Here is a 20831-nt window from a genome sequence, read left to right as displayed (position 1 = left end):
GGAGGTCCCGTGTTCCCCGGGTGTGGATTCGTGTCAGGCGTGAGACATCACGGAGAACTCATGACATCGAGATCCCTGTCCGAAACCCACCCCTTCGCGGGCCGTCGCAACCAGCCCTCTTCCGCGGCGATTTCGGCCGCCGCACCACGAAGTCCCTCCAGAGCGGAATGAATCATTCCTTTTCGCCACACCAGTGACACAGGGGACAGCGGAACGGGGTCGACCAGCGGGCGCAGCACCATCGAAGGCAGCGGCGGGAAGTCCACCACGGCGAGGACCGGATGCCCGGTACGGGCCACGATCCGCTGGAACTCCTCCTCACCGACGGCCAGGGGCGCGGGCGGCGCGACGTCGATGCCCCTCCCCTCGAACAGCAGCCTCGCGAGGTCGGTCCACTCGGGCGTGCGCGGATTGCCCGCCCCGGCGTACACGGTCTCGCCGGCCAGCGCGTCGAGCGGCACCCGGTCCAGGGCGGCCAGCCGGTGGCCCTCGGGAAGGATCACCGCCATCGGCTCGTAGCGTACGGGCTGCTGGTCGAGCCCGGCCTTCATCGCCTCGGGGAGCCCCGCGAACCGTCCGAACGACGCGTCGAGCCGCCCCGCGGTCAGCTCGCCCGCGGCCCAGGTCAGTCCGCTCTCGTAGCGGGCCATCAGCTCGTGACCGGGGAGGAGTTCGCGGGCCCGGTGCAGGACGCGGCGCCCGGTGGCCAGTCCCGGGGAGTTGAGGTCCACCAGCAGCGGCCGGGCCTGTCCGGCGGCGGCGAGCAGGTCGTCCTGCGCGGCCAGGGCCCGGCGGGCGTACGGCGGCAGGCGCTCGCCGTCGGGGGTGAGCGCCACCTGCCGGGTGGTCCGTACGAACAGTTCGCTGCCCAGCTCCCGTTCCAGCCGCCGCACGTCGCGGCTCAGCGCCTGCTGGGCGACGTAGAGGCGCAGCGCGGCACGGGTGAAGTGCAGTTCCTCGGCGACAGTGACGAAGGCGTGCAGGAGCCGGGGGTCGAGGTGGGCGGGAGCGGGCATCCCGTGAACCTACAACGCGGATGCGTGAATCGGTACCGGGAAGGTGTTGGACCGGCGGCGCGGGCCCGGGCGACGGTGGGGCCATGCCGCAACCGACCTTCCACAGGCGCCCTCCGGCCTCCCGGGACACCCCTCTGTTCACGGTCACCGCCGACACCCTGGTCGCCGTCGACTTCTCGCCGCGGGGCCGAAAGGACGACGGCCGCGCCCGGCGGCGGAGCCCGTACCGCAGCCTCTTCGCGCTGTCCGGCGCCCGCGCGTTCACGGCCTGGAACCTTGTCGCCCGGCTCCCGATGGGCATGTTCAGCGTGAGTGCGGTCATGATGATCGCCGTGACACGGGGTTCGTACGCCCTGGCCGGCGCGGTCGTCGCGACCGGGCTCGCGGTGACAGCGGTGGCCGCCCCCTGGATCGCGCGGCTGGTCGACCGGTACGGGCAAGCCCGTGTCGCCCTGCCTTCGACGGTGTTCGCCGTGCTCGGCTCTCTCGCGCTGCTGCTCTGCGTGCGCCACGGCACCCCGGACTGGACCCTGTTCGCCGCCCACGCCGCCACCGCCACGACGCCGAACACCGGCGGGATGTCCCGGGCCCGCTGGGCGCACCTGCTGCGGGGCCGTCCCGGGGCCGCCGGGGCGCTGCACACCGCGAACTCCTTCGAGCAGGCCGCGGACGAGCTGTGCTACATGCTCGGGCCGGTGCTCGCGGCCTTCCTCTGCACGGCGCTCTTCCCGGAGGCGGGCACGCTGGTGGGGGCGGTGCTGCTGCTGACGGGTGTGACACTGTTCACCGCCCAGCGCTCCACCGAGCCGCCGGCCGGAGGCCACGCACCGGGCGGCCGGGCTCCCTTCCGCGCCCCCGGGATGCGCCCGCTGCTCGTCGTCTGTTTCGCGACCGGCGCGGTGTTCGGCGCGATGGAGGTCGTCACCATCGCGTTCACGGACGCCCAGGGGCACCGCCCGGCGGCCGGCGCGGTGCTCGCCCTCCAGGCGGCCGGCTCCTTCGCGGCGGGGCTCGCGTACGGGGCGATGCGCCCGGCGGGGTCCGCGTGGTCCCGGCTGCCGTGGTGCCTGGCGGCGATGACCGCCCTGATGGCGCTGCCGCTGCTCGCGGCTTCCCTCACCGGCTCGCTCGTCCTGCTGGCGGGCACGCTCCTGCCGGCCGGGATGGCCACGGCGCCGACGATGGTCACGGCGATGACCCTGGTCCAGTGCTGCACCCCCGAGGGCCGGCTGAACGAGGGCATGACCCTCGCGGTGACCGGCCTGCTCGGCGGGATCGCCTGCGGCAGCGCGGCCGGCGGCTGGACGGTGGAGCACGTCTCGGCGGCAGCCGGGTACGGGGTCCCGGTGGCGGCGGCCACGACGGCCCTGCTGACCGCACTCGTCCTGCTCGGCCCCTCGGGGCCCCGCCCGTTCGAGGCACCGTCCCCGGCTCGCCCGGGTGCCTGAGGCCGGCGCCCCGCCCTCCCCTTCTCCCCCTCCCTCACCGGCCGGGGCACCTCCCGACCAGCCCCTTCGGCACCGTTCGACCCGGTCCGTGGTTCGAGCCGTCGAACCGCTCCACCGATTCCCGCGCACCCCATTGACGGCTCCGTGGCCCGCACATACCTTCACCCGTCGAAGCCTTCGGCACTCCCTCGCCCCGACACCCCCTCCCGCTGCGGCACCCGGTTCCAGTGAAGGACCTCCGATGGTGAAGATCACGGACGTGGCCCGGCGCGCCGGGGTCTCCCCCAGCACGGTGTCGTACGCGCTCAGCGGCAAGCGGCCGATCTCCGACGAGACCCGGCGCCGCGTCCAGGCCGCCGTCCGCGAACTGGGCTACCGCCCGCACGCCCGTGGCGCGGCCGGGGCCGGATCGCGCGTGCTGGCGCTGGCGGTGCCGATGCGTTCCGGCGTCCACGTGCCGGTGGTGACGCAGTTCGCGGTGGCGGTGGCCACCGCCGCCCGCGCCCACGACCACGACGTACTGCTGCTCACCCAGGGGGAGGGCGTGGAGGGCATCCGGCGGGTGGCGGAGACGGGGCCGGCGGACGGGCTGGTGGTGATGGACGTACAGCTCCAGGATCCCCGGCTGCCGTTACTGCGCGCGCTGCCCCTGCCGTCCGTACTGATCGGCGTCCCGGCCGAACCGGACGGGCTGACCTGTGTGGACCTGGACTTCGGTGCGGCGGGTGAGCTGTGCGTGGACCATCTGGTGCGGCTCGGGCACCGGACGGTGGCGCTGGTCGGCTCGCCGCCGGAGGTGTACGTCCGGCGCACCGCGTTCGCCCGCCGGCTCGTGCAGGGCTTCACGGCCGCGGCGGACCGGCACCGGATCGGCTCCACGGTGCACCCGTGCGCACCGGGCCGGGGCGCGGCCCGCGTGATCGCCGAGCGGCTGCTGCGCGAGCAGCCCACGCTGACCGGGGTGGTGGTGCACAACGAGCCGCTGATCGACCCGCTGATCGACGCCTTCGCGGAACTCGGGGTACGCATCCCCGACGACCTCTCCCTCACCGCCGTCTGCCCGGCGCCGGCCGCCGCCTCGGCCCGTGTCCCGCTCACCTCGGTCACCGTGCCCTCCGCCGAGCTGGGCACCCGCGCGGTGCACCTGCTGGTACGGAAGATGTCCGGCGTCCCGGCGCCTGCGGTCACCCTGCTCGCGCCCCGCCTGACGGAACGCGCCAGCACGGGCCCGCGCCCGGCCTGACCCGCCCGGCCGAGTCCCTTTGTACGGCCGCATGACACAGGCCCCGCCGCTGATGCGACGGGGCCTGTGCCCACATGGGGCAAGTGGAGATGGCGGGAATCGAACCCGCGTCCAACGGTGCGGAATCAGGGCTTCTCCGTGTGCAGTCCGCTGTGCTTTTCTCAGCCCCGGAGATCACGCGGACAAGTCTCCGACGGGCTCAGTCACTGTTGGGTTTCCCTCTTCACCCCGTGACCGGGATCAAGGTTTAGTCCCCTAAATGATGCCAGGATCCGGGTCGGGAACACTCCCGGGCTGACACTCCCTTTGGTAGGGGAGCCGCTGCTCGCTACCTGAAGATCAGGCAGCGAGGGCGAGCTCGCCCTGGGAGATGGATCGCTTGGAATTGGCGATTATTTTTTCGGCCTGTGGTTTACGAGATCATGGCCGCTTCCTCGACACGCTTCCCCTGCTTCGACAGCCGCTGTCGAAACCGATCATCCCCATGTTCTTTTCTCAAGGTGTGCACCCGCTGTGAGGTGCGATCCCCATCGTACGTGACCAACGTGGGTCGGTGCCAGCGTATTCCCGCGCCGCCGGTCCGGGGCCGCTCAGGCAGGACCGCTCGGGCAGGACCGCTCAGGCCGGCCCTACGACCGCTGCTTGCGGCGGACCGCCGAGATCGCCCGCTCGGTCTCGCGCCGGTCCTGCTTCTCCCGGAGCGTCTGGCGCTTGTCGTACTCCTTCTTGCCCTTCGCCAGCGCGATCTCCACCTTCGCACGGCCGTCCTTGAAGTACAGGGCGAGCGGCACGATGGTGTGTCCCGTCTCCTGGGACTTGGACTCCAGCTTGTCGATCTCCTCGCGGTGCAGCAGCAGCTTGCGCTTGCGCCGCGCGCTGTGGTTGGTCCAGGTGCCCTGGCTGTACTCGGGGACGTGCACGTTGTGCAGCCACGCCTCGTTGCCGTCCAGCTGGACGAAGCCGTCCGCCAGCGACGCCCTGCCCTGGCGCAGCGACTTCACCTCGGTCCCGGTGAGGACCAGGCCGGCCTCGTAGGTGTCGATGATGAGGTAGTCGTGCCGCGCCTTCTTGTTCTGCGCGATCAGCTTGCGCCCTTTTTCCTTAGCCATAGTGCCGCCCATTTTGGCACTACGGAGGGGGTGGGCGGAAAGCCGATTTCGGCAGCCGTCTGCCGGCCCTGCTACCGGCCGAGTCCGGCGAGGACCGTGCCCGCCCGCTCGAGGGCCTGCTCCTCGGCCTCCAGGTCGGGGGTGATGCCCTGGCCGTCGACGCCCCGGCCGGACGGGGTCCGGTAGTGGCCCACGGTCAGTTCGGCGACCGAACCGTCGGGCAGCCTGCCGGGCATCTGCACCGCGCCCTTGCCGAAGGTGCGGGAGCCCACGACGACCGCCCGTCCGCGGTCCTGGAGGGCGCCGGTGAGCAGCTCGGCCGCGCTCATCGTCCCGCCGTCGACGAGCACGACCAGGGGCCTGACCGTGTCGCCGCCGGGCTCGGCGTGCAGGGCGCGCTGCTCGCCCTCCACGTCGTACGTGGCGACCAGGCCGCCGTCGAGGAAGGCCGAGGCCGCGGCGACCGCCTCGGCGACCAGGCCGCCGGAGTTGCCGCGCAGGTCGAGGACGATGCCCGCGTCGGCCGGGGCCCGGCGCACGGCAGCCCGGACCTCGTCGCCGGAGCCCTTGGTGAAGGCGGTGACCTTGACGACGGTGGTCCCGCCGGGAAGTTCGTCGACGGTGACGGCGTCGCGGGAGAGCCGGGCCCTGCGCAGGGTCTCGCTCCACGCGCGCCTGCCGCGCTCCAGGCCCAGGCGGACGGTGGTACCGGCGGATTCGTCCGTGTCCTCGCCGCGCAATAAGGAGACGACCTCGGTGACGGGCCGCCCGTCGACCGTCGTGCCGTCGACGCTGCGCAGCCGGTCGCCCGCGCGGATGCCTGCGTCGGCCGCGGGGGTGTCGCTGCCCACCCTGGTCACCTCGATGCGGCCGGACCGTTCCCGGGCCCACAGGCCGACGCCGGTGTAACTGCCGTCGAGTGCGTCCTCGAACTCCTCGTACTCGCCCGGGGAGTAGACGGCGCCCCACCGGTCCCCGCTGCGGCTGACGGCGCGCCGCGCGGCCTCCACGGGGGACGTGCCGGCAGCCATGGCCTCCTCGGCCGCCTCGGCGACCTCGGCGTGGCGGTCGACGGGGGCGGCCGACGGGGCACTGTCCGCGGCGGGCTTCCGGTCGGCCGGTGCGGGCAGGTTGCCGGTGGCCGCGCCGGCCACGAGCACACCGGCGAACACCAAGGTCAGGGCGCCCCCTCGGCGGATCCGACGGGGCTCGCAGAACAGGGCACGACCTGACATGCCGGTGAGTCTAGGACAGCACGAAGGGGCGCACGGCCGGTTGCCCGTACGCCCCTCTTGGCAAGAGTCACACCTTCAGGTACTTGCGCAGCGCGAAGAAAGCGGCCAGGGCCGGCATCAGCAGACTGGTGGCGAGGATCAGCGGAAGCTTCGTCAGCACCGCGTCCCAGCCGATGAAGTTGATCAGGTTCAGCTTCTCCGACAGCGCCAGTCCGTTGTCGATGATGAAGTACCGGCCCACCAGCAGGAACCCGCAGGCGAGGGTGCCGCCGATGAGTCCGGCGACCGCGGCCTCGGCGATGAACGGCGCCTGGATGTAGAAGCCCGAGGCGCCCACCAGCCGCATGATCCCGGTCTCGCGCCGACGGCTGAACGCCGAGACACGCACCGTGTTGACGATCAGCATGAGGGCGACGACCAGCATGAGGGCCATCACCGCGCGGGCGGCCCAGTTCATACCGTTCAGCAGACCGAAGAGGTTGTCCAGGATGCCCTTCTGGTCCTGCACGGACTGCACCCCGTCCCGCCCGTCGAAGGCGGTCGCGACGACCTCGTACTTCTCCGGGTCCTTGAGCTTGATGCGGTACGACTCCTGCATCTGGTCCGGCGTGAGGGAGCTGGCCAGCGGGGAGTCGCCGAACTGCTCCTTGTAGTGCTTGTACGCCGCGTCCTGGGACTCGTGGGTGACCGAGTCGACGACCGACATCTTCTTCAGGTCGCCCTTGATCTGCCCCTTCTGGTCCTCGGTCACCGCCCCCTTGGCGCAGTTGGGGTCGGACTCGGCGTCACTCTTGTTGCACAGGAAGATGGAGACGTTGACCTTGTCGTACCAGTAGCCCTTCATGCTGGTGACCTGGTCGCTCATCAGGAGCGAGGCACCGAACAGGGCGAGCGACAGGGCGACGGAGACGACGACGGCGAAGGTCATCGTCAGATTGCGGCGGAGACCGACACCGATCTCCGACAGAACGAACTGGGCGCGCATGGCGTGGGGTTAAGCCTTTCCGTTCCTCGTCAGTGCTGGTAGCCGTAGACGCCGCGCGCCTGGTCACGGACGAGGCGGCCCTTCTCCAGCTCGATGACGCGCTTGCGCATCTGGTCCACGATGTTCTGGTCGTGCGTCGCCATCACCACGGTGGTGCCCGTCCGGTTGATCCGGTCGAGCAGCTTCATGATGCCCACCGAGGTCTGCGGGTCGAGGTTGCCGGTGGGCTCGTCGCAGATGAGCAGCTTGGGCCGGTTGACGAAGGCCCGCGCGATGGCGACGCGCTGCTGCTCACCGCCGGAGAGCTCGCCGGGCATCCGGTCCTCCTTGCCGCCGAGCCCGACGAGGTCGAGCACCTGCGGCACGGACTTGCGGATCTCGCCGCGGGACTTACCGATGACCTCCTGCGCGAAGGCGACGTTCTCGGCGACCGTCTTGTTGGGCAGCAGACGGAAGTCCTGGAAGACCGTCCCCAGCTGGCGCCGGACCTGCGGCACCTTCCAGTTGGAGACGCGTGCGAGGTCCTTGCCCAGGACGTGCACCTGCCCGTGGCTGACCCGCTCCTCGCGGAGGATCAGCCGCAGGAAGGTGGACTTGCCGGAGCCCGAGGACCCCACGAGGAACACGAACTCGCCCTTCTCGACCTCCAGGGTGACGTCCCGGAGGGCTGGACGGTTCTGTTTGGGGTAGGCCTTGGAGACGTTGTCGAATCGGATCACTGGTGCACCACGGGTCGCCGGGGGTAGATGTGCGTGACCTTACGCGAACCGGAAGGCCGCCCGCAGTCACCGGCCGGGGTTGCGTGACACTTGCGCGCTATATGCCGGATGTACTCCCGTCCGGTGCACAGGAACCGGGCGGGGAACGGGCGGGACGGGGCCGAGTGCGGGCAGGGTACGGAGGGCCGCGCCGATTCCCGCGGAACCTGGCACAGTGGGAGGGGAACGTTCGCGTCGTCGCGGGCGTTGTACCGACCGGAACCGGCGCGAGGAGGGCGAGCGCATGACGTATGACCGACTGGTGTGCGCCAACTGCGCCGCACCCGTGAGCGAGGGCCGGTGCCCGGTGTGTCGCGCGAACCGTGAGCGGCTGCAGCAGGTGAACTTCTTCGCGGGTCTGAACCCGACGGCACTGATCGCGCTGCTGGTGGTACTGGTCGCGGCGATGGCGCTGCTCGCCCACCAGACCGCCTGACGGAACAGGGCACGGACGGCCGAGGGGCCCGGAGCGGCGAATGCGGACGCTGTTGGTTGATTCGGGTCTTGTCGCTTCGCTCCGCCGACTTGGTCGGCGGGGCGAAGTGCTGCGAAGTGGCTGGTGCGGGTGCGGGCTCGTGGTCGTCCGGTGAGGTGGGCGTCAGTGCGGGCGAGGTTGATCGCGGCGCCGGTCAGCTGGTGCTGGAGGCTCGTCTTCGCCACATGCGTGGAGTCCGTACGAGCCCGACCGGCGGTCTTGAGCAGCGCCCTCTCCCGAGCGGCGGCCAGGATGCCGTCCAGCACCCGCCTGCCCGCCCCCGCTTCGATGAGCCTGTCCCGGAACTCCGACAGCACCGAGAAGTCGAAGCCCGGATCGGCCAGTTCCAACGCGAGGGCGTATTCGGAGTCGATCCTCGCCCGCACCGCCTCCGCGGCCTGCCGGTCGGTGAGCCCTTCGACGAACTGCAACACCAGCACCAACGCGAGGCGCCCCGGTGACCAGGAGGGCTTTCCCCGCGCCGGGAAGAGGTCCGCGAACTCCTCGTCGGTGAACAGCGGGCCCAGCTCGTCCCGGACACGGATCGCCAGCCCCCTTGGGGAACGCGGCCCTGGCCCCCCGCACCGTCTCCCCCGGAATCTCCCCCGGCCCCTTCGGCTGCACAGACATCGACACCCACCCCATACGACAACGTCGGCTCCCAAGACCACAACCGGGTCTTGGGAGCCGACGTCACGCACGGGCCCGAATGAACCAACAGCGTCCGGCGAATGCGCTCCGGGCCCCTCGATTCCCGCCCCGCCGCACGTACGGTGTGTACGCGCGGCGTCACCTTCAGGCAGCGGCACCCGAGCGGTTGCCCACGAAACGCGGCAGCACGCGGAAGCCGACGCCGCCGGCGATCATCGTGGCGGCGCCGATCATCAGGAAGGTCATCTCGGCGGCACCGGTCTCGGCGAGCTCCTTGCCGCTGCCCTGGGCCGACGGGGCGGGCTCGTCGCCCGTCTCGGTGAGGGCCGAGGAGCCCTCCTCCTGGGTAGAGGCGCCGGAACCGCCGGCCGGGTCGGCTGCGTTGCCGCCGCCGTCGCCCTTGCCGTCACCGCCCGGGGTGGTCGGGACCTCGGTGGGCTCGTTCGGCTCGACGGGCTCTTCCCCGCCGGGCTCCCCCTCACTGGGCTCCCCCTCGCCGGGCTCCCCCTCACTGGGCTCCCCCTCGCCGGGCTCCCCCTCACTGGGCTCCCCCTCGCCGGGCTCCCCCTCACAGTCCGGAGTGACCACGATGTCGCAGATGGGGTCCTCGTCGGCCTGGGCCACGCCCGTCACCATCAGCGATGCACCCGCGGCGACCACTGCGCCGGCTGCGATGCGTGCGACGCGAATCCGCGTCTTCTTCGTCATATGCGTGCTACCCCCAGTAGCTGATCGTCCATAAGGCTGCGCTCGGGGCCGTGATCAACAGGGCCGACCGCCTCGGCGAGCCCCCCGGTTCACGTGCGCCCCAGAGATACGCATGCCGCGCCTCACTTTTCCCACTTTTCAAATGAACGTCAAGGCCGTTGCGTGCGCGATGTCCAAGTAAAAGCGCTTTGCCGAGAGTTGAAGCTGTAATTGTGATGTAAAACCCTGACACCCCCGACGTACAAAAGGTAACTGCCGCCCCAGAGGCGGCAGTTACCTTGTCGACAAAGCACTGTTCGCGCGCGGGGCTACTTCTCCCGCTGCTTGCGCCAGCGAATTCCGGCCTCCAGGAAGCCCTCGATCTCGCCGTTGAACACGGACTCGGGGTTTCCGACCTCGTGCTCCGTACGCAGGTCCTTGACCATCTGGTAGGGGTGCAGCACGTACGAACGCATCTGGTTGCCCCAGGAGTTGCCGCCGTCGCCCTTGAGTGCGTTCATCTTGGCCTGCTCCTCCTGGCGGCGCCGCTCCAGCAGCTTGGCCTGCAGGACGTTCATCGCGGTCGCCTTGTTCTGGATCTGCGAGCGCTCGTTCTGGCAGGAGACCACGATGCCGGTGGGGAGGTGGGTCAGCCGCACCGCGGAGTCGGTGGTGTTCACGCCCTGGCCGCCGGGCCCGGACGACCGGTACACGTCCACCCTCAGTTCGGACTCGTCGATCTCGACGTGGTCGGTCTGCTCGACGACGGGCAGCACCTCGACGCCCGCGAACGAGGTCTGGCGCCGGCCCTGGTTGTCGAAGGGTGAGATGCGCACCAGCCGGTGGGTGCCCTGCTCGACCGAGAGGGTGCCGTAGGCGTACGGCACCTGCACAGCGAAGGTGGTCGACTTGATGCCGGCCTCCTCCGCGTACGACGTCTCGTAGATCTCGGTCTTGTAGCCGTGCTGCTCGGCCCACCGCAGGTACATGCGCTGGAGTTTCTCCGCGAAGTCCGCGGCGTCGACGCCGCCGGCCTCCGCGCGGATGTTGACGAGCGCCTCACGCGCGTCGTACTCGCCGGACAGGAGGGTACGGACCTCCATCTCGTCGAGAGCCTTGCGGACGTTGGTCAGCTCGGCCTCGGCCTCCGCACGGGTGTCCGGGTCGTCCTCCTCCTCGGCCATCTCGAAGAGCACGGCGAGATCGTCGATCCGCCCGCGCAGCGTCTCGGCCTTCCTGACCTCGGCCTGGAGGTGGGAGAGCTTGCTGGTGATCTTCTGCGCCGCATCCGGGTCGTCCCACAGAGAGGGAGCGGCCGCCTGCTCCTCGAGCACGGCGATGTCTGCCCTCAGCTTGTCGAGGTCCAGAACGGCCTCGATCGACTCCATGGTCGAGGAGAGGGACTTGAGCTCTTCGGAAACATCGACGACTGCCACACCCCCAGCGTAACGGCTCGCCCGAGCACCCCATGCCGGACGCCCGCCCGCGTGGCCTGTCACGGACGTCGGGGCAGGTCAGGGCGGCGGGGCGGAGGTGGGGCGTGGCGGAGGCGGAGGTCAGGGCGTGGCGGGGGCCGAGTTGTTCGAGTCGCGCGGATCCGCTCCGGGCCCGTCGTCCGAGGTGGCCAGCCAGACGCCCGCGCCGACGGCGGCCAGCAGGGTCACCGCCAGCGCGGTCAGAGTCAGCCGGCGCCGCCGGGCGATCGCGCGGTTGCGGGCCGAGCCGGGACGGCGGGCGCCGCTGGCACGGGGCGCGCGGGCCGTGCCGCGGGCGCCTCCGGCCAGCTCGTCCGGGGCCGGCACCCGCATCGACGTATGGGTGTCCCGGTTGGAATCGGCCGGTTTCGCGCCCGGCACCAGCGGAACGGCGCCGCGCCGTCGCGCGGGCTCCCCGGGGGCCGGCGCCGGAGCGGAGGGCCGGGTGTCCTCGTCCTCCCGCTCCGTCGGCTCGGTGCCCGGCTCGTCCACGTCCAGCGGCGGCACCCCGGCCAGCAGGGGCAGCAGCTCCCGCAGCCGCGTCCCGAGCTCCGAGGCCCGCAGCCGCGAGGCCGGCGCCTTGGCCAGGCACTGCACGAGCAGTTGCCCCAGCTCGTCGGGAATGCCGGGGAGCGGGACGACCGACTCGGTGACATGGCGGCGGAGCACCGCTCCGGGATGTCCGCCGCCGAACGGCGTGAAGCCCGCGAGCAGCTCGTACAGGACCGTGGCGAGGGCGTAGATGTCGACCGCCGCGCGCGGCGGCAGACCCTCCACGATCTCCGGAGCCAGGTAGTCCGGCGTTCCGATGATCTTCGTGGCGCGGGTGCGGCGCGGGGTGTCGATGAGCTTGGCCACACCGAAGTCGGTCAGCAGCGCGCGGTGCGAGCCGCCGGGGCCGAGCGGGCCCTGCATGTCCAGCAGGACGTTCTCCGGCTTGACGTCCCGGTGCACGACCCCCGCCGCGTGCGCCGCCGCCAGGCCGTCCGCGACGTCGGCGACGATCGCCACGGCGGCCTCCGGGGCGAGCCTGCGCTCGCGGTCGAGGCGGGTACGCAGGTCCGTACCGCGGACCAGGTCCATGACCAGCGCGAGATCGTTGCCGTCGACCACCAGGTCGCGCACCGCGACGACGTGCGGATGCTCCAGACCGAGCAGCGCCGTCCGCTCCTGCACGAAGCGTCCGACGAGTTCCTGGTCCGAGGAGAGGTCCTCGCGCAGCAGTTTGATGGCGACGGGCCCCTCCGGCCCCTCGCCGAGCCACACCGTGCCGGCGCTGCCCCGGCCGAGGACCTGGTGGGCGGTGTACCGGCTGCCGATCTTCCGTGCCAAGACTGCTCCTACCGACGCGTGTTGCCGCCAAAGCTACGCGCCCCGGAAACCAACCTTCACCGGGGATCCGCAAATCACCCACCGGGTGTCGACAAATCGGCAAACCGGCCGGACGCGCCCCGGCCGTCGTCAGCGCCGGACTACTGCGACGGGTCGGCCCCGGAACCGCCCAGGTCCTGGAACCAGTCCACCGTGTTGCCGAACCAGTCGGTGAGCTGGTCCCAGTAGCTCTTGCCGCTGCCGATCCAGTCCTGCAGCGGGCTCAGCTCCCAGATCAGCCAGCTCGCGACGACCAGGATGACGATCGTGAACAGGCAGCCCTTCAGGCAGCCGAGACCGGGGATGCGCATCGGGTTCGCACCGCGCTGCCGGGGCTCACGCGCGGAGCGCCGCGGCTCCGGCGGCGGGGTGTACCGCTGCGGCTCCGGCTGTCGCGACCGCTGGGGTCGCGGCTGCGGGGGCGGGGCGTACTGCTGAGGCTGCGGTGCCTGCCGGTACGGCTGCGGCCGGCCGTAGTCGGGGCCGGGCCGCGGGCGGCGCTGCGGCGGCTGTTGCGGCTGCTGCTGCGGCCGGGCGACCTGCCGCTGGGGGCGGCGGCGCAGCGGGTCCTCACCCGGGTCGACGTACTGGACCTGGGTCTGATCGTTGCGGTCGCGGGCCGCGCGCATCTGGTTCTGCCAGGGATGCGGGTCGTCGGGGCCGGGCCGTCCCTGGCCGTCCTGGCCGGGCGGACCGGGCGGTACCGGGGGCATGACGGCGGTCGGGTCGGCGGAGCCGGAGGAACCGCCCGCGCCCGCTCCGGCGTTGGGGCCGGTCTGCGGCAGGACGCTGGTCGCGCCGTTGGGGTCGTACGCGCCCTGGGTGTGCGGCAGCACCTGCGTCGGGTCGGCGGAGCCGGGCGCGCCGGGGGTACCGGGCACGGAGGCGGGCGCCGGGTCGGGCATGAGGAGCACGCCGACGTTCTCGGCGGCGGAGATCTGCGCGGAGTTCACGTGCACGCCGATGCCGTCGGCGACGACCCGCAGGCCGCGCGCGAGGTTCTCGGCGCTGGGCCGCCGCTCGGGGTTCTTGCTGAGGCAGCGCTCCATGACCGTCCAGAGCGGGTCCGGAACCGTGGAGGGACGGCGCGGTTCGGCGCTCAGGTGCTGGTGCAGCACCTCGAGGGCGGAGCCGCCGGAGAACGGCGGGTGGCCGGTCACCAACTCGTACAGCAGGATGCCGGCGCCGTAGATGTCGACGGCGGAGGTCTGCGGGCGGCCCTCGGCGGACTCCGGCGCGATGTACGCGGGCGTGCCGACGAACTCGTGGGTGCGGGTCAGCCCCGGGGAGTCGGCCAGCCGGGCGATGCCGAAGTCGGTCAGCATCGGGTGCAGCTCGCCACCCCCCTGCTTGAGCAGCACGTTGGCGGGCTTCAGGTCGCGGTGCACCACGCCGTCGGCGTGGCTGGCGGCGAGGGCGTCGGCGATCTGGGCGGTCGTGAGAGCGGCGGCGACGGGCGTGAAGGGGCCGTTCTCGCGCAGGTAACGGTGCAGGTCAGGGCCCTCGACGAGGTCCATGACCAGCGCCAGCAGATCACCCTCGACGACCAGGTCGCGGACCCGGACGATGTTGGGGTGGGTCAGTCTGAGCAGGACGGCGCGTTCCCTCAGGAAACGCATCACGACGTCCGCGTCGTTCGCAAGCTCCTCCTTGAGGACCTTGATCGCGACGGTCTCTCCCGGCTGACCGGGCACTGCCGCCTCGGCCCCCGCGGTCTCCCGCTGGCGGGCTCGCCAGACGGTGCCCGTGGCGCCGCGTCCGATCGGCTCCTCGAGCAGGTACTTGCTGCCTACCGGCCGCACGTCATGTGCTCCCTGCTGCTTGCTTGGCTGGCGTACACCGTGATGCGTCGTGCTCGGAAATGTTCCGCCCCACTGTAATGCCGCAGCACGGGACACCGGCCTGACACCGTCGACGACTTCCTTCCCTGTTCCTTCCCCCGCCCCTGGGCGGGCCCCGTGCGGGCCCGCCCAGGGGCGGGGGACACGTGTGGAGAAAGACGCTCGCCCCGGTCCCTCGGTTGCCAATGGCCGGAGGTGACCGGTCTCAAGTGGCGATGGAACGATCATTCACGACGCATTGGTCAGGCACTTTTGAGGGCAGAGCCGACCAATCAAGATCATTTGATGCGGGAAGGCGGGCGCATTGTCGGTGACAGGTGCGAGGATGCGGGGAGTACTGGCCGTACGTGCGCGTGTGGTGGTGGGGGAAATCCGCGGTGGGGGACCGCGGGGTGGTTCCGTCCTCCGTACCGCGGGCGCTCGCGCAGAAGGGACCGCTCACGGCGATGCAGATCCGGCTGACCGTGGTAGATCCGCTGGGCCCGCCCTCCCCCGCGCGGGGCCATGTGCTCGTCACCGCCCCCGCCGGTACGGCCCTGGCGGCGGTGGCCACCGCTCTGGTCTCCGCGGTCTCCGGCGGCGACAGCTCCTCCGGTTCCTCCGGCGCCCCGGTGCTGTACGCCGGTGACCAGCGGCTGGACGCCCAGCGCTGCACGCTCGGCGAGCCTCCCCTGATCGACGGCGCGGTGCTGGCCGTGGGCGCCCCGGGCGAGCCCGAGCCGCATCCCGAGCTGGACGATGCCCCGACCAGGCTCCATGTCGTCGCCGGTCCCGACGCGGGCGGCGTCCATCTGCTGCACGGCGGCGAGATCCGCATCGGCCGCTCGGCCGACGCCGATGTGCCGCTCGACGACCCGGACGTCTCCCGGCTGCACTGCGCGGTGACGGTCGGCCCGGACGGCAGGGTCTCGGTCGCCGACCTCGGCTCCACCAACGGCACGACCCTGGACGGCCGGCGGGTGGGCTCCCGCCCGGTCGGTCTGGCACCGGGCACGCTGCTGCGGATCGGTGAGTCGGCCCTACGGCTCACCCCGGCCGCGGGGCCGGGGGCGCGGGCATGGACGACGCCGGACGGCGAGGGGCATGTCCGCGTGCCGGAGCCGCCCACAGGGCCGTCCGCCAAGCCGCCCTCGGGGGCGGAGTCGGCGGCCGTGCGCCCGCCGGACGGCCCGACGCACCACGCCCACGGTTCCGGGCCGGCCCGGACCACAGAGGAGACCCCGCCGGTATTCGGCCAGGGCGGCGCCCTGGGGGCCGAGAACCGCGGGACGGGCGGTCCGGGTTCGGCCTACGGCTCGGGCTCGGGCTCGGGTTCGGGTTCGGGTTCGGGTTCGGGCTCGGGCTCGGGCTCGGGCTCGGGCTCGGGCTCGGGCTCGGGCTCGGGCTCGGGCTCGGGCTCGGGCTCGGGCTACGGCACCACTTCCGGCTCCCCTTCGGACACGGATCCAGGTTCAAGCTCCGGCTTCAGTTCGGATTCGGCCTACGGCTCGGATTCGGGCTACGGCCCCGGCTCCCGTTCGGGTTCCGGCTCCCCTTCGGACACGGATCCAGGTTCAAGCTCCGGCTTCAGTTCGGATTCGGCCTACGGCTCGGATTCGGGCTACGGCCCCGGCTCCCGTTCGGGTTCCGGCTCCCTTTCGGACACGGATCCAGGTTCAAGCTCCGGCTTCAGTTCGGATTCGGCCTACGGCTCGGATTCGGGCTACGGCCCCGGCTCCCGTTCGGGCACGGGCTCAAGCTCGGGTGTCGGTCTCGGTTCCGAGACCGACACCGGAACCGGTCGCAACAGCGGAAGTGGCAGGCGTACGGTCCACGTGGCTTCCCGGGGCGACGTGCCGCAGGTCCCCAAGGGGCGCCGGGTCTCGCAGCCGAGGCCGGCCGGCGGCGGGTCCGGCCAGGCGTACGGGGCGGAGACCGGCACCCACGCGGGCGGTACCGGCGCGCCCGCCGGGTCCGGTGCCGACGGCGGGCTCGCCGCCCGGTCCGTCTCTCCCGGGGACCGGCCCGCCGACGGCCACCAGGACACGCAGGTACGCGGCACCGATCCGTCCGACGCCGACCTCGCGCCGCAGCCCTCCCGCGGACGCCGGCGCGGCGGGCTCTCGGCGTGGGCACGCCGGCTGGCCGGGGGGCGGCCGGAGCCGGAGAACACCGGACCGGACCCGTACGGCGAGGACGCGGGCGGTGCCCTCCCCGCCGAGCCGGCCGTCGCCGCAGCCGGACAGCCCGAGACCTGGCCCGATCCCGCCGCCCTGCTGCTGACCGCCCTGGGCCCCGGCCCCCGCCTGTGGGAGCGCGGGCCCGGCCACCCGGAGGCGCTCGCGATACGCCTCGGCACGGCCGACCGGGCGGTGCCCGGCGGCTCGGGCCTGCTGCCCGCCGTACCGGTGACGTCGGGGCTGCGCGAGGTGGGCTCGCTGGGCCTGGCCGGTCCGCGCGAGCGGCTCACCGGACTGGCCCGCGCGGTACTGGCCCAGCTCGCCGCGCTGCACTCCCCCGACGCGCTCGAGATCGTCCTGATCACCGCCGACCGCTCCCGCACCCTGGAGGAGCGCACCGCGGAATGGGCCTGGCTGGGCTGGCTGCCGCACGTGCGGCCGGGGCACGGGCAGAACTGCCGGCTGCTTCTCGCCCACGACCGTGAACAGGCGGCGGCCCGCGCGGAGGAACTGCTGCGCCGTCTGGAGGACCACGACCACGCGGCTCGCACCTCCCCCGCCCCGGCCTCCCCGTCCGCCCCCTCCACCTCGTCCGCCCTCCTCATCCCCGAGCAGCCCCGGGCTTCCGGGCCCGACCGGGGCGCCCCCCGGCTCGCCTCCCGGACCCGGGACGACAGCGTCGGCGCCGGTGACGGTGCGGCGGGCGGCTTCGCCGGGCCGTACACCGTGGTCGTCGTGGACGGTGACCCCGGGGACCCCGAGGTGCGCGCCGCGATGGCACGGCTGGCGGTGGAGGGGCCCCGGGCCGGAATCCACCTGGTGTGTCTCGCCGGGACGGCCGCCGCCTCGGCCTCCTCCCCGGTGACGAAGACATATGAGGCGGCCTGCGCGGTGACGCCCGCGTTCCGGGAGTGCGGTGCCGTCGCCCTGCTCAGCGGGGACGTGGCGACCACCCTGCGGCTGCTGCGGGTGGCCGTCACCGGCTCGGGGACTGCGCCGGGCCCGGTCGGCCACGGCACGGTGGCCACGGTCGACGCGGTCTCCCCCGCGTGGGCCGAGCGGTTCGCGCGGGCCCTGGCACCTTTGCGCACGGCGGCGGGCGTCCCCGGTACACGGCACACGCGCGTGTCGGCGCCGCTGCCCCAGTCGGCTCGGCTGCTGGACGAGTTAGGGCTGGCCCGCGCCACCCCGGCCTCGTTGATGGCCCGTTGGGCGGACTCGGCCGACGACAAGGAGCGGCTCGGCGGCCGGGTGTGCGCGGTGCTGGGCGCCGGACCGCGCGGCCCGGTGTCCGCCGACCTCGTGTCCGACGGACCGCATCTGCTGGTGGAGGGCCCGCCCGGCAGCGGCCGTACGGAACTGCTCCGGGCCGTCGTCGCCTCCCTGGCCGCCGCCGAACGGCCGGACCGGCTGGGCATCGTGCTGGTGGACGGCCGCGCCGGCACCACGGGCGGCAGACAGGGTGGCGGGCAGAACAGCGGGCACGGCGGCGGGCAGGGCGACGGACTGCGCGTGTGTACGGACGTACCGCACGTCACCACGCATCTCAGCGCCAACGATCCGGTGCGAATGCGGGAGTTCGCCCAGTCGCTGAGCGCCGAGCTGAAGCGGCGTGCCGAACTGCTCGGCCGGTCGGACTTCGTGGAGTGGCACACCGGGCGCGAACTGGCGGACCATATGGTCGCCCAGGGCACGGCCGCGCCCCGCGCCCCCACGACCGCCGGCGGCGAGCACCCTGGGGACCTGGACTCCCCGCCCGGCTCCACGCTGCGGCTGCGGCCCGGCGCCGCCCGGCGCCGGGCCGGGACCCCGCCGCCGCTGCCCCGGCTGATCGTGGTCGTGGACGACCTGGACGCGCTGGTCTCCCCCGCGCTCGGTTCACCGGGGCGGCCGGCCGCCGGGTCGGTGCTGCGGGCGCTGGATGCGGTGGCGCGGGAGGGTGAGCGGCTGGGCGTGCACCTGGTGTCGGCCACCGGTCCCTGCGCCCGTACGGCGGAGACCGAGCCGGTGCGCCGCGCGGCCCTGCGCGTGACGCTCGACGCGCCCGCGCCGGGCCGCGGGGCCGCCTCCTCGTTCGAGCCGAACCCGGAGAGCGGGGACGGACCGGCGCCGGGCCGGGGGCGTCTGGCCCACGTGGACGGCCGGGTCACCGTGTTCCAGGGCGGGCGGGTGACCGGGCGTATCCCGCGCACGGCGACGCTGCGGCCCACGGTCGTGCCGCTGGAGTGGCACCGCATGGGTGATCCGCCGGCCCGCCGCCCGGTCAGGGAACTCGGCAACGGCCCGACCGACCTGGCACTGCTCGCCAGCGCGCTGGAACGCGCGGCCCGCGAGGTCGCGGCCACCGAGGTGCCGTCGCTGCTTTGACCCGCTCCCGGACTCTGCTGCGCAATTACCCGGCGTGATGACGCCGTGCCGATACGGCCTTCAGAGCGCGTCGCAGATGCAGGCAGGCCGGGCGCGGCCGAGCCCTGAAAGCATGGCACGTGATCGCTCGCCGAATTGAGCAGCAGAGTCCTCCCGGACTCTGCTGCTCAATTCGGGGGAGGGTCACGCACCGCGTCCGGGAGGGGCCGGCCGGGGCCGGACCGCTTCCTCGCGAGGCCCGTTCCCTGCGCCCCGTCGACGGGCCGGCGTCACTCTCCGCAATGGAGCAACAGAGTCCTCCCGGGGAACTGTACGCCCGGCTTCCCGGCCGTACAGCCCTCCCACCAGCCCCACCCGCAGAACTCCATAACACCCGCAACGCCTCTGTTTCCCATGGCCCTTGAGGTCGTACAGCCTGCCTCGACGGGTCCGGCCGGGACTCCTCCACCCCGGAGAGTCACGACGCGGTCACGATCTCGGACTTGACACGAGACGCGCTCTTGCCGCCCACGACCTCCCGGGCGTACACCAGAGCGCACGGGACAGCGCTCGACGTTCGACGAGGTACGAAGAACGGGGCAGTGATGCGCAGGACGAGCAGGATCATCCGGGCACGCAGGTCGTCCGGCACACCCACGGCAACGGCAACTCCCCGCACCCGCAGGGCCGTCAGGGCGGCGGCGGCAGTGGTCGCGGGCGTGCTCGCGGTCTCGCTCACCGCGTGCGGGGGCGACGACGACGGCAGCGAGGAGTCGGGCGGCGGCACCGACGGGACCGCCTCCACCGTCACCCTCCCCCGGCTCGACGGCCGGAGCCTCGAGGTCGCCGCCGTGTGGACCGGCACCGAACAGGACAACTTCAAGAAGGTTCTCGCGGAGTTCGAGCAGCGCACCGGCGCGAAGGTGACGTTCGTTCCCGCCCAGGACCCCATCGTCAACTTCCTGGGTTCGAAGATCGCGGGTGGCGCCCCGCCCGACGTGGCGCTGCTGCCGCAGCCGGGCGCCGTCAAGCAGGCCGTGGAGAAGGGCTGGGCCAAGCCGCTGGGCGCCGAGGCGCGGGCGGAGCTCAAGAAGAACTACTCGCAGGGCTGGCAGGACATCGGTTCGGTCGACGGCACGCCGTACGGCGTCTACTACAAGGCCGCCAACAAGTCGCTGATCTGGTACAACGCCCAGGTCTTCGAGAACGCGGGCGCGAGCGAGCCGACGACCTGGCAGGACCTGCTCACCACGGCGCAGACCGTCTACGACTCCGGTGTCACCCCGTTCTCGGTCGGCGGCGCCGACGGCTGGACGCTCACCGACTGGTTCGAGAACGTCTACCTCTCCCAGGCGGGCCCGGAGAAGTACGACCAGCTCGCCGCGCACGAGATCAAGTGGACGGACCCGTCCGTGAAGGACGCGCTGACCACGCTGGCGGAGATCTGGGGCAAGCCGGACTACCTCGCGGGCGGCCCGGACGGCGCGCTGCAGACCGAGTTCCCGGCCTCCGTGACGCAGACCTTCACCGGTGGCGACCAGCCCAAGGCGGGCATGGTCTACGAGGGCGACTTCGTCCAGGTGAACATCGGCGAGACCGAGGCCCGGGTCGGCACGGACGCGAAGGTGTTCCCGTTCCCCTCGGTCGGTGACAGCCCGCCCGTGGTGTCCGGCGGCGACGCGGCCGTGATCCTCGAGGACTCGAAGGCGGCGCAGGCGCTGGCGACGTTTCTCGCCTCCCCGGACGCCGCCGGTATCCAGGCGAAGCTGGGCGGCTACCTCTCGCCGAACAGGAACGTGCCGAACTCGGCGTATCCGAACGAGGTGCAGCGGAAGATGGCCCAGGCGCTCGTCGACGCCGGGGACGACTTCCGTTTCGACATGTCCGACCAGGCCCCGCAGGCCTTCGGCGGCACTCCCGGCAAGGGCGAGTGGAAGGCGCTCCAGGACTTCCTGAAGAACCCGAAGGACATCGCGGGCGCCCAGCGGCAGCTGGAGGCCGACGCGGCCGCGGCGTACGGGAACTGAGCCGG

General features: G+C 72.5%; 15 protein-coding genes, 1 other RNA gene and 1 pseudogene. 5 read left to right on the top strand and 12 right to left on the bottom strand.

The genetic code is table 11. The features are described from left to right. Positions 1–47 precede the first annotated feature (47 nt). The gene (locus HUV60_RS20825) at positions 48–1016 is read right to left on the bottom strand and encodes a LysR family transcriptional regulator (RefSeq protein WP_257848765.1); all 969 of its coding nucleotides are present in this window, start codon (positions 1014–1016) and stop codon (positions 48–50) included. 83 nt (positions 1017–1099) lie between these two features. Here HUV60_RS20825 and HUV60_RS20820 point away from each other — a divergent pair, with 83 nt between their 5' ends. Both HUV60_RS20820 and HUV60_RS20815 read left to right on the top strand, forming a co-directional pair. Further along, positions 1100–2464, top strand: coding sequence for an MFS transporter (locus HUV60_RS20820; protein WP_257848764.1), 1365 nt, complete (start codon positions 1100–1102; stop codon positions 2462–2464). A 241-nt stretch (positions 2465–2705) separates the two neighbouring features. Further along, on the top strand, positions 2706–3707 hold the full coding sequence (locus tag HUV60_RS20815; RefSeq protein ID WP_257848763.1) for a LacI family DNA-binding transcriptional regulator: 1002 nt from the start codon (positions 2706–2708) through the stop codon (positions 3705–3707). 81 nt (positions 3708–3788) lie between these two features. Here HUV60_RS20815 and ssrA read toward each other — a convergent pair. From ssrA to ftsE, 5 genes are all read right to left on the bottom strand, one after another. Next, positions 3789–4191: a transfer-messenger RNA gene (ssrA, locus tag HUV60_RS20810) on the bottom strand. Positions 4192–4336: 145 nt separating this feature from the next. Then, on the bottom strand, positions 4337–4816 hold the full coding sequence (gene smpB / locus HUV60_RS20805) for an SsrA-binding protein SmpB (protein ID WP_257848762.1): 480 nt from the start codon (positions 4814–4816) through the stop codon (positions 4337–4339). 71 nt (positions 4817–4887) lie between these two features. Further along, the gene (locus HUV60_RS20800; protein ID WP_257848761.1) at positions 4888–6051 is read right to left on the bottom strand and encodes a S41 family peptidase; all 1164 of its coding nucleotides are present in this window, start codon (positions 6049–6051) and stop codon (positions 4888–4890) included. Positions 6052–6118: 67 nt separating this feature from the next. Continuing rightward, positions 6119–7036 (bottom strand): permease-like cell division protein FtsX, encoded by a 918-nt coding sequence (gene ftsX, locus HUV60_RS20795; RefSeq protein ID WP_257848760.1) that lies wholly within the window; start codon positions 7034–7036, stop codon positions 6119–6121. A gap of 29 nt (positions 7037–7065) precedes the next feature. Further along, positions 7066–7755 (bottom strand): cell division ATP-binding protein FtsE, encoded by a 690-nt coding sequence (ftsE, locus tag HUV60_RS20790; RefSeq protein ID WP_257848759.1) that lies wholly within the window; start codon positions 7753–7755, stop codon positions 7066–7068. A 283-nt stretch (positions 7756–8038) separates the two neighbouring features. Between ftsE and HUV60_RS20785 the strand changes: the two genes are divergently transcribed. Beyond that, a complete protein-coding gene (locus HUV60_RS20785; protein ID WP_257848758.1) occupies positions 8039–8230 on the top strand; it encodes a hypothetical protein in 192 nt (63 codons plus the stop codon). 203 nt (positions 8231–8433) lie between these two features. Here the strand turns inward: HUV60_RS20785 and HUV60_RS20780 are convergent. From HUV60_RS20780 to HUV60_RS20760, 5 genes and pseudogenes are all read right to left on the bottom strand, one after another. Continuing rightward, a pseudogene (locus HUV60_RS20780) lies at positions 8434–8899 on the bottom strand (transposase); the annotation flags it as partial. 165 nt (positions 8900–9064) lie between these two features. Next, on the bottom strand, positions 9065–9628 hold the full coding sequence (locus HUV60_RS20775) for a hypothetical protein (protein ID WP_269441214.1): 564 nt from the start codon (positions 9626–9628) through the stop codon (positions 9065–9067). 308 nt (positions 9629–9936) lie between these two features. After that, positions 9937–11043, bottom strand: coding sequence for a peptide chain release factor 2 (gene prfB / locus HUV60_RS20770; RefSeq protein ID WP_257848756.1), 1107 nt, complete (start codon positions 11041–11043; stop codon positions 9937–9939). Positions 11044–11163: 120 nt separating this feature from the next. Further along, complete coding sequence (locus tag HUV60_RS20765; protein ID WP_257848755.1) at positions 11164–12414, bottom strand: serine/threonine-protein kinase; 1251 nt, start codon at positions 12412–12414, stop codon at positions 11164–11166. Between the two features lie 140 nt (positions 12415–12554). Next, positions 12555–14255 (bottom strand): serine/threonine-protein kinase, encoded by a 1701-nt coding sequence (locus HUV60_RS20760; protein ID WP_257848754.1) that lies wholly within the window; start codon positions 14253–14255, stop codon positions 12555–12557. A 485-nt stretch (positions 14256–14740) separates the two neighbouring features. Between HUV60_RS20760 and HUV60_RS20755 the strand changes: the two genes are divergently transcribed. After that, the gene (locus tag HUV60_RS20755; protein WP_269441280.1) at positions 14741–18820 is read left to right on the top strand and encodes an FHA domain-containing protein; all 4080 of its coding nucleotides are present in this window, start codon (positions 14741–14743) and stop codon (positions 18818–18820) included. Positions 18821–19277: 457 nt separating this feature from the next. Here HUV60_RS20755 and HUV60_RS20750 read toward each other — a convergent pair whose 3' ends face one another. Then, positions 19278–19538 (bottom strand): hypothetical protein, encoded by a 261-nt coding sequence (locus HUV60_RS20750; protein ID WP_257848753.1) that lies wholly within the window; start codon positions 19536–19538, stop codon positions 19278–19280. On the opposite strand from HUV60_RS20750, the gene HUV60_RS20745 reads away from it, so the two are divergent. Further along, positions 19519–20826 carry an ABC transporter substrate-binding protein gene (locus tag HUV60_RS20745; RefSeq protein WP_443047364.1) on the top strand — a complete coding sequence of 436 codons (1308 nt, stop codon included), beginning with the start codon at positions 19519–19521 and terminating at the stop codon, positions 20824–20826. The genes HUV60_RS20750 and HUV60_RS20745 overlap by 20 nt on opposite strands. The last annotated feature ends 5 nt before the right edge of the window (positions 20827–20831 follow it).

Source organism: Streptomyces sp. KMM 9044 (assembly GCF_024701375.2).
GTDB lineage: Bacteria > Actinomycetota > Actinomycetes > Streptomycetales > Streptomycetaceae > Streptomyces.
Note: the sequence above shows the minus strand (reverse complement) of the source record. Positions and strands in the feature narration are given on the sequence as shown.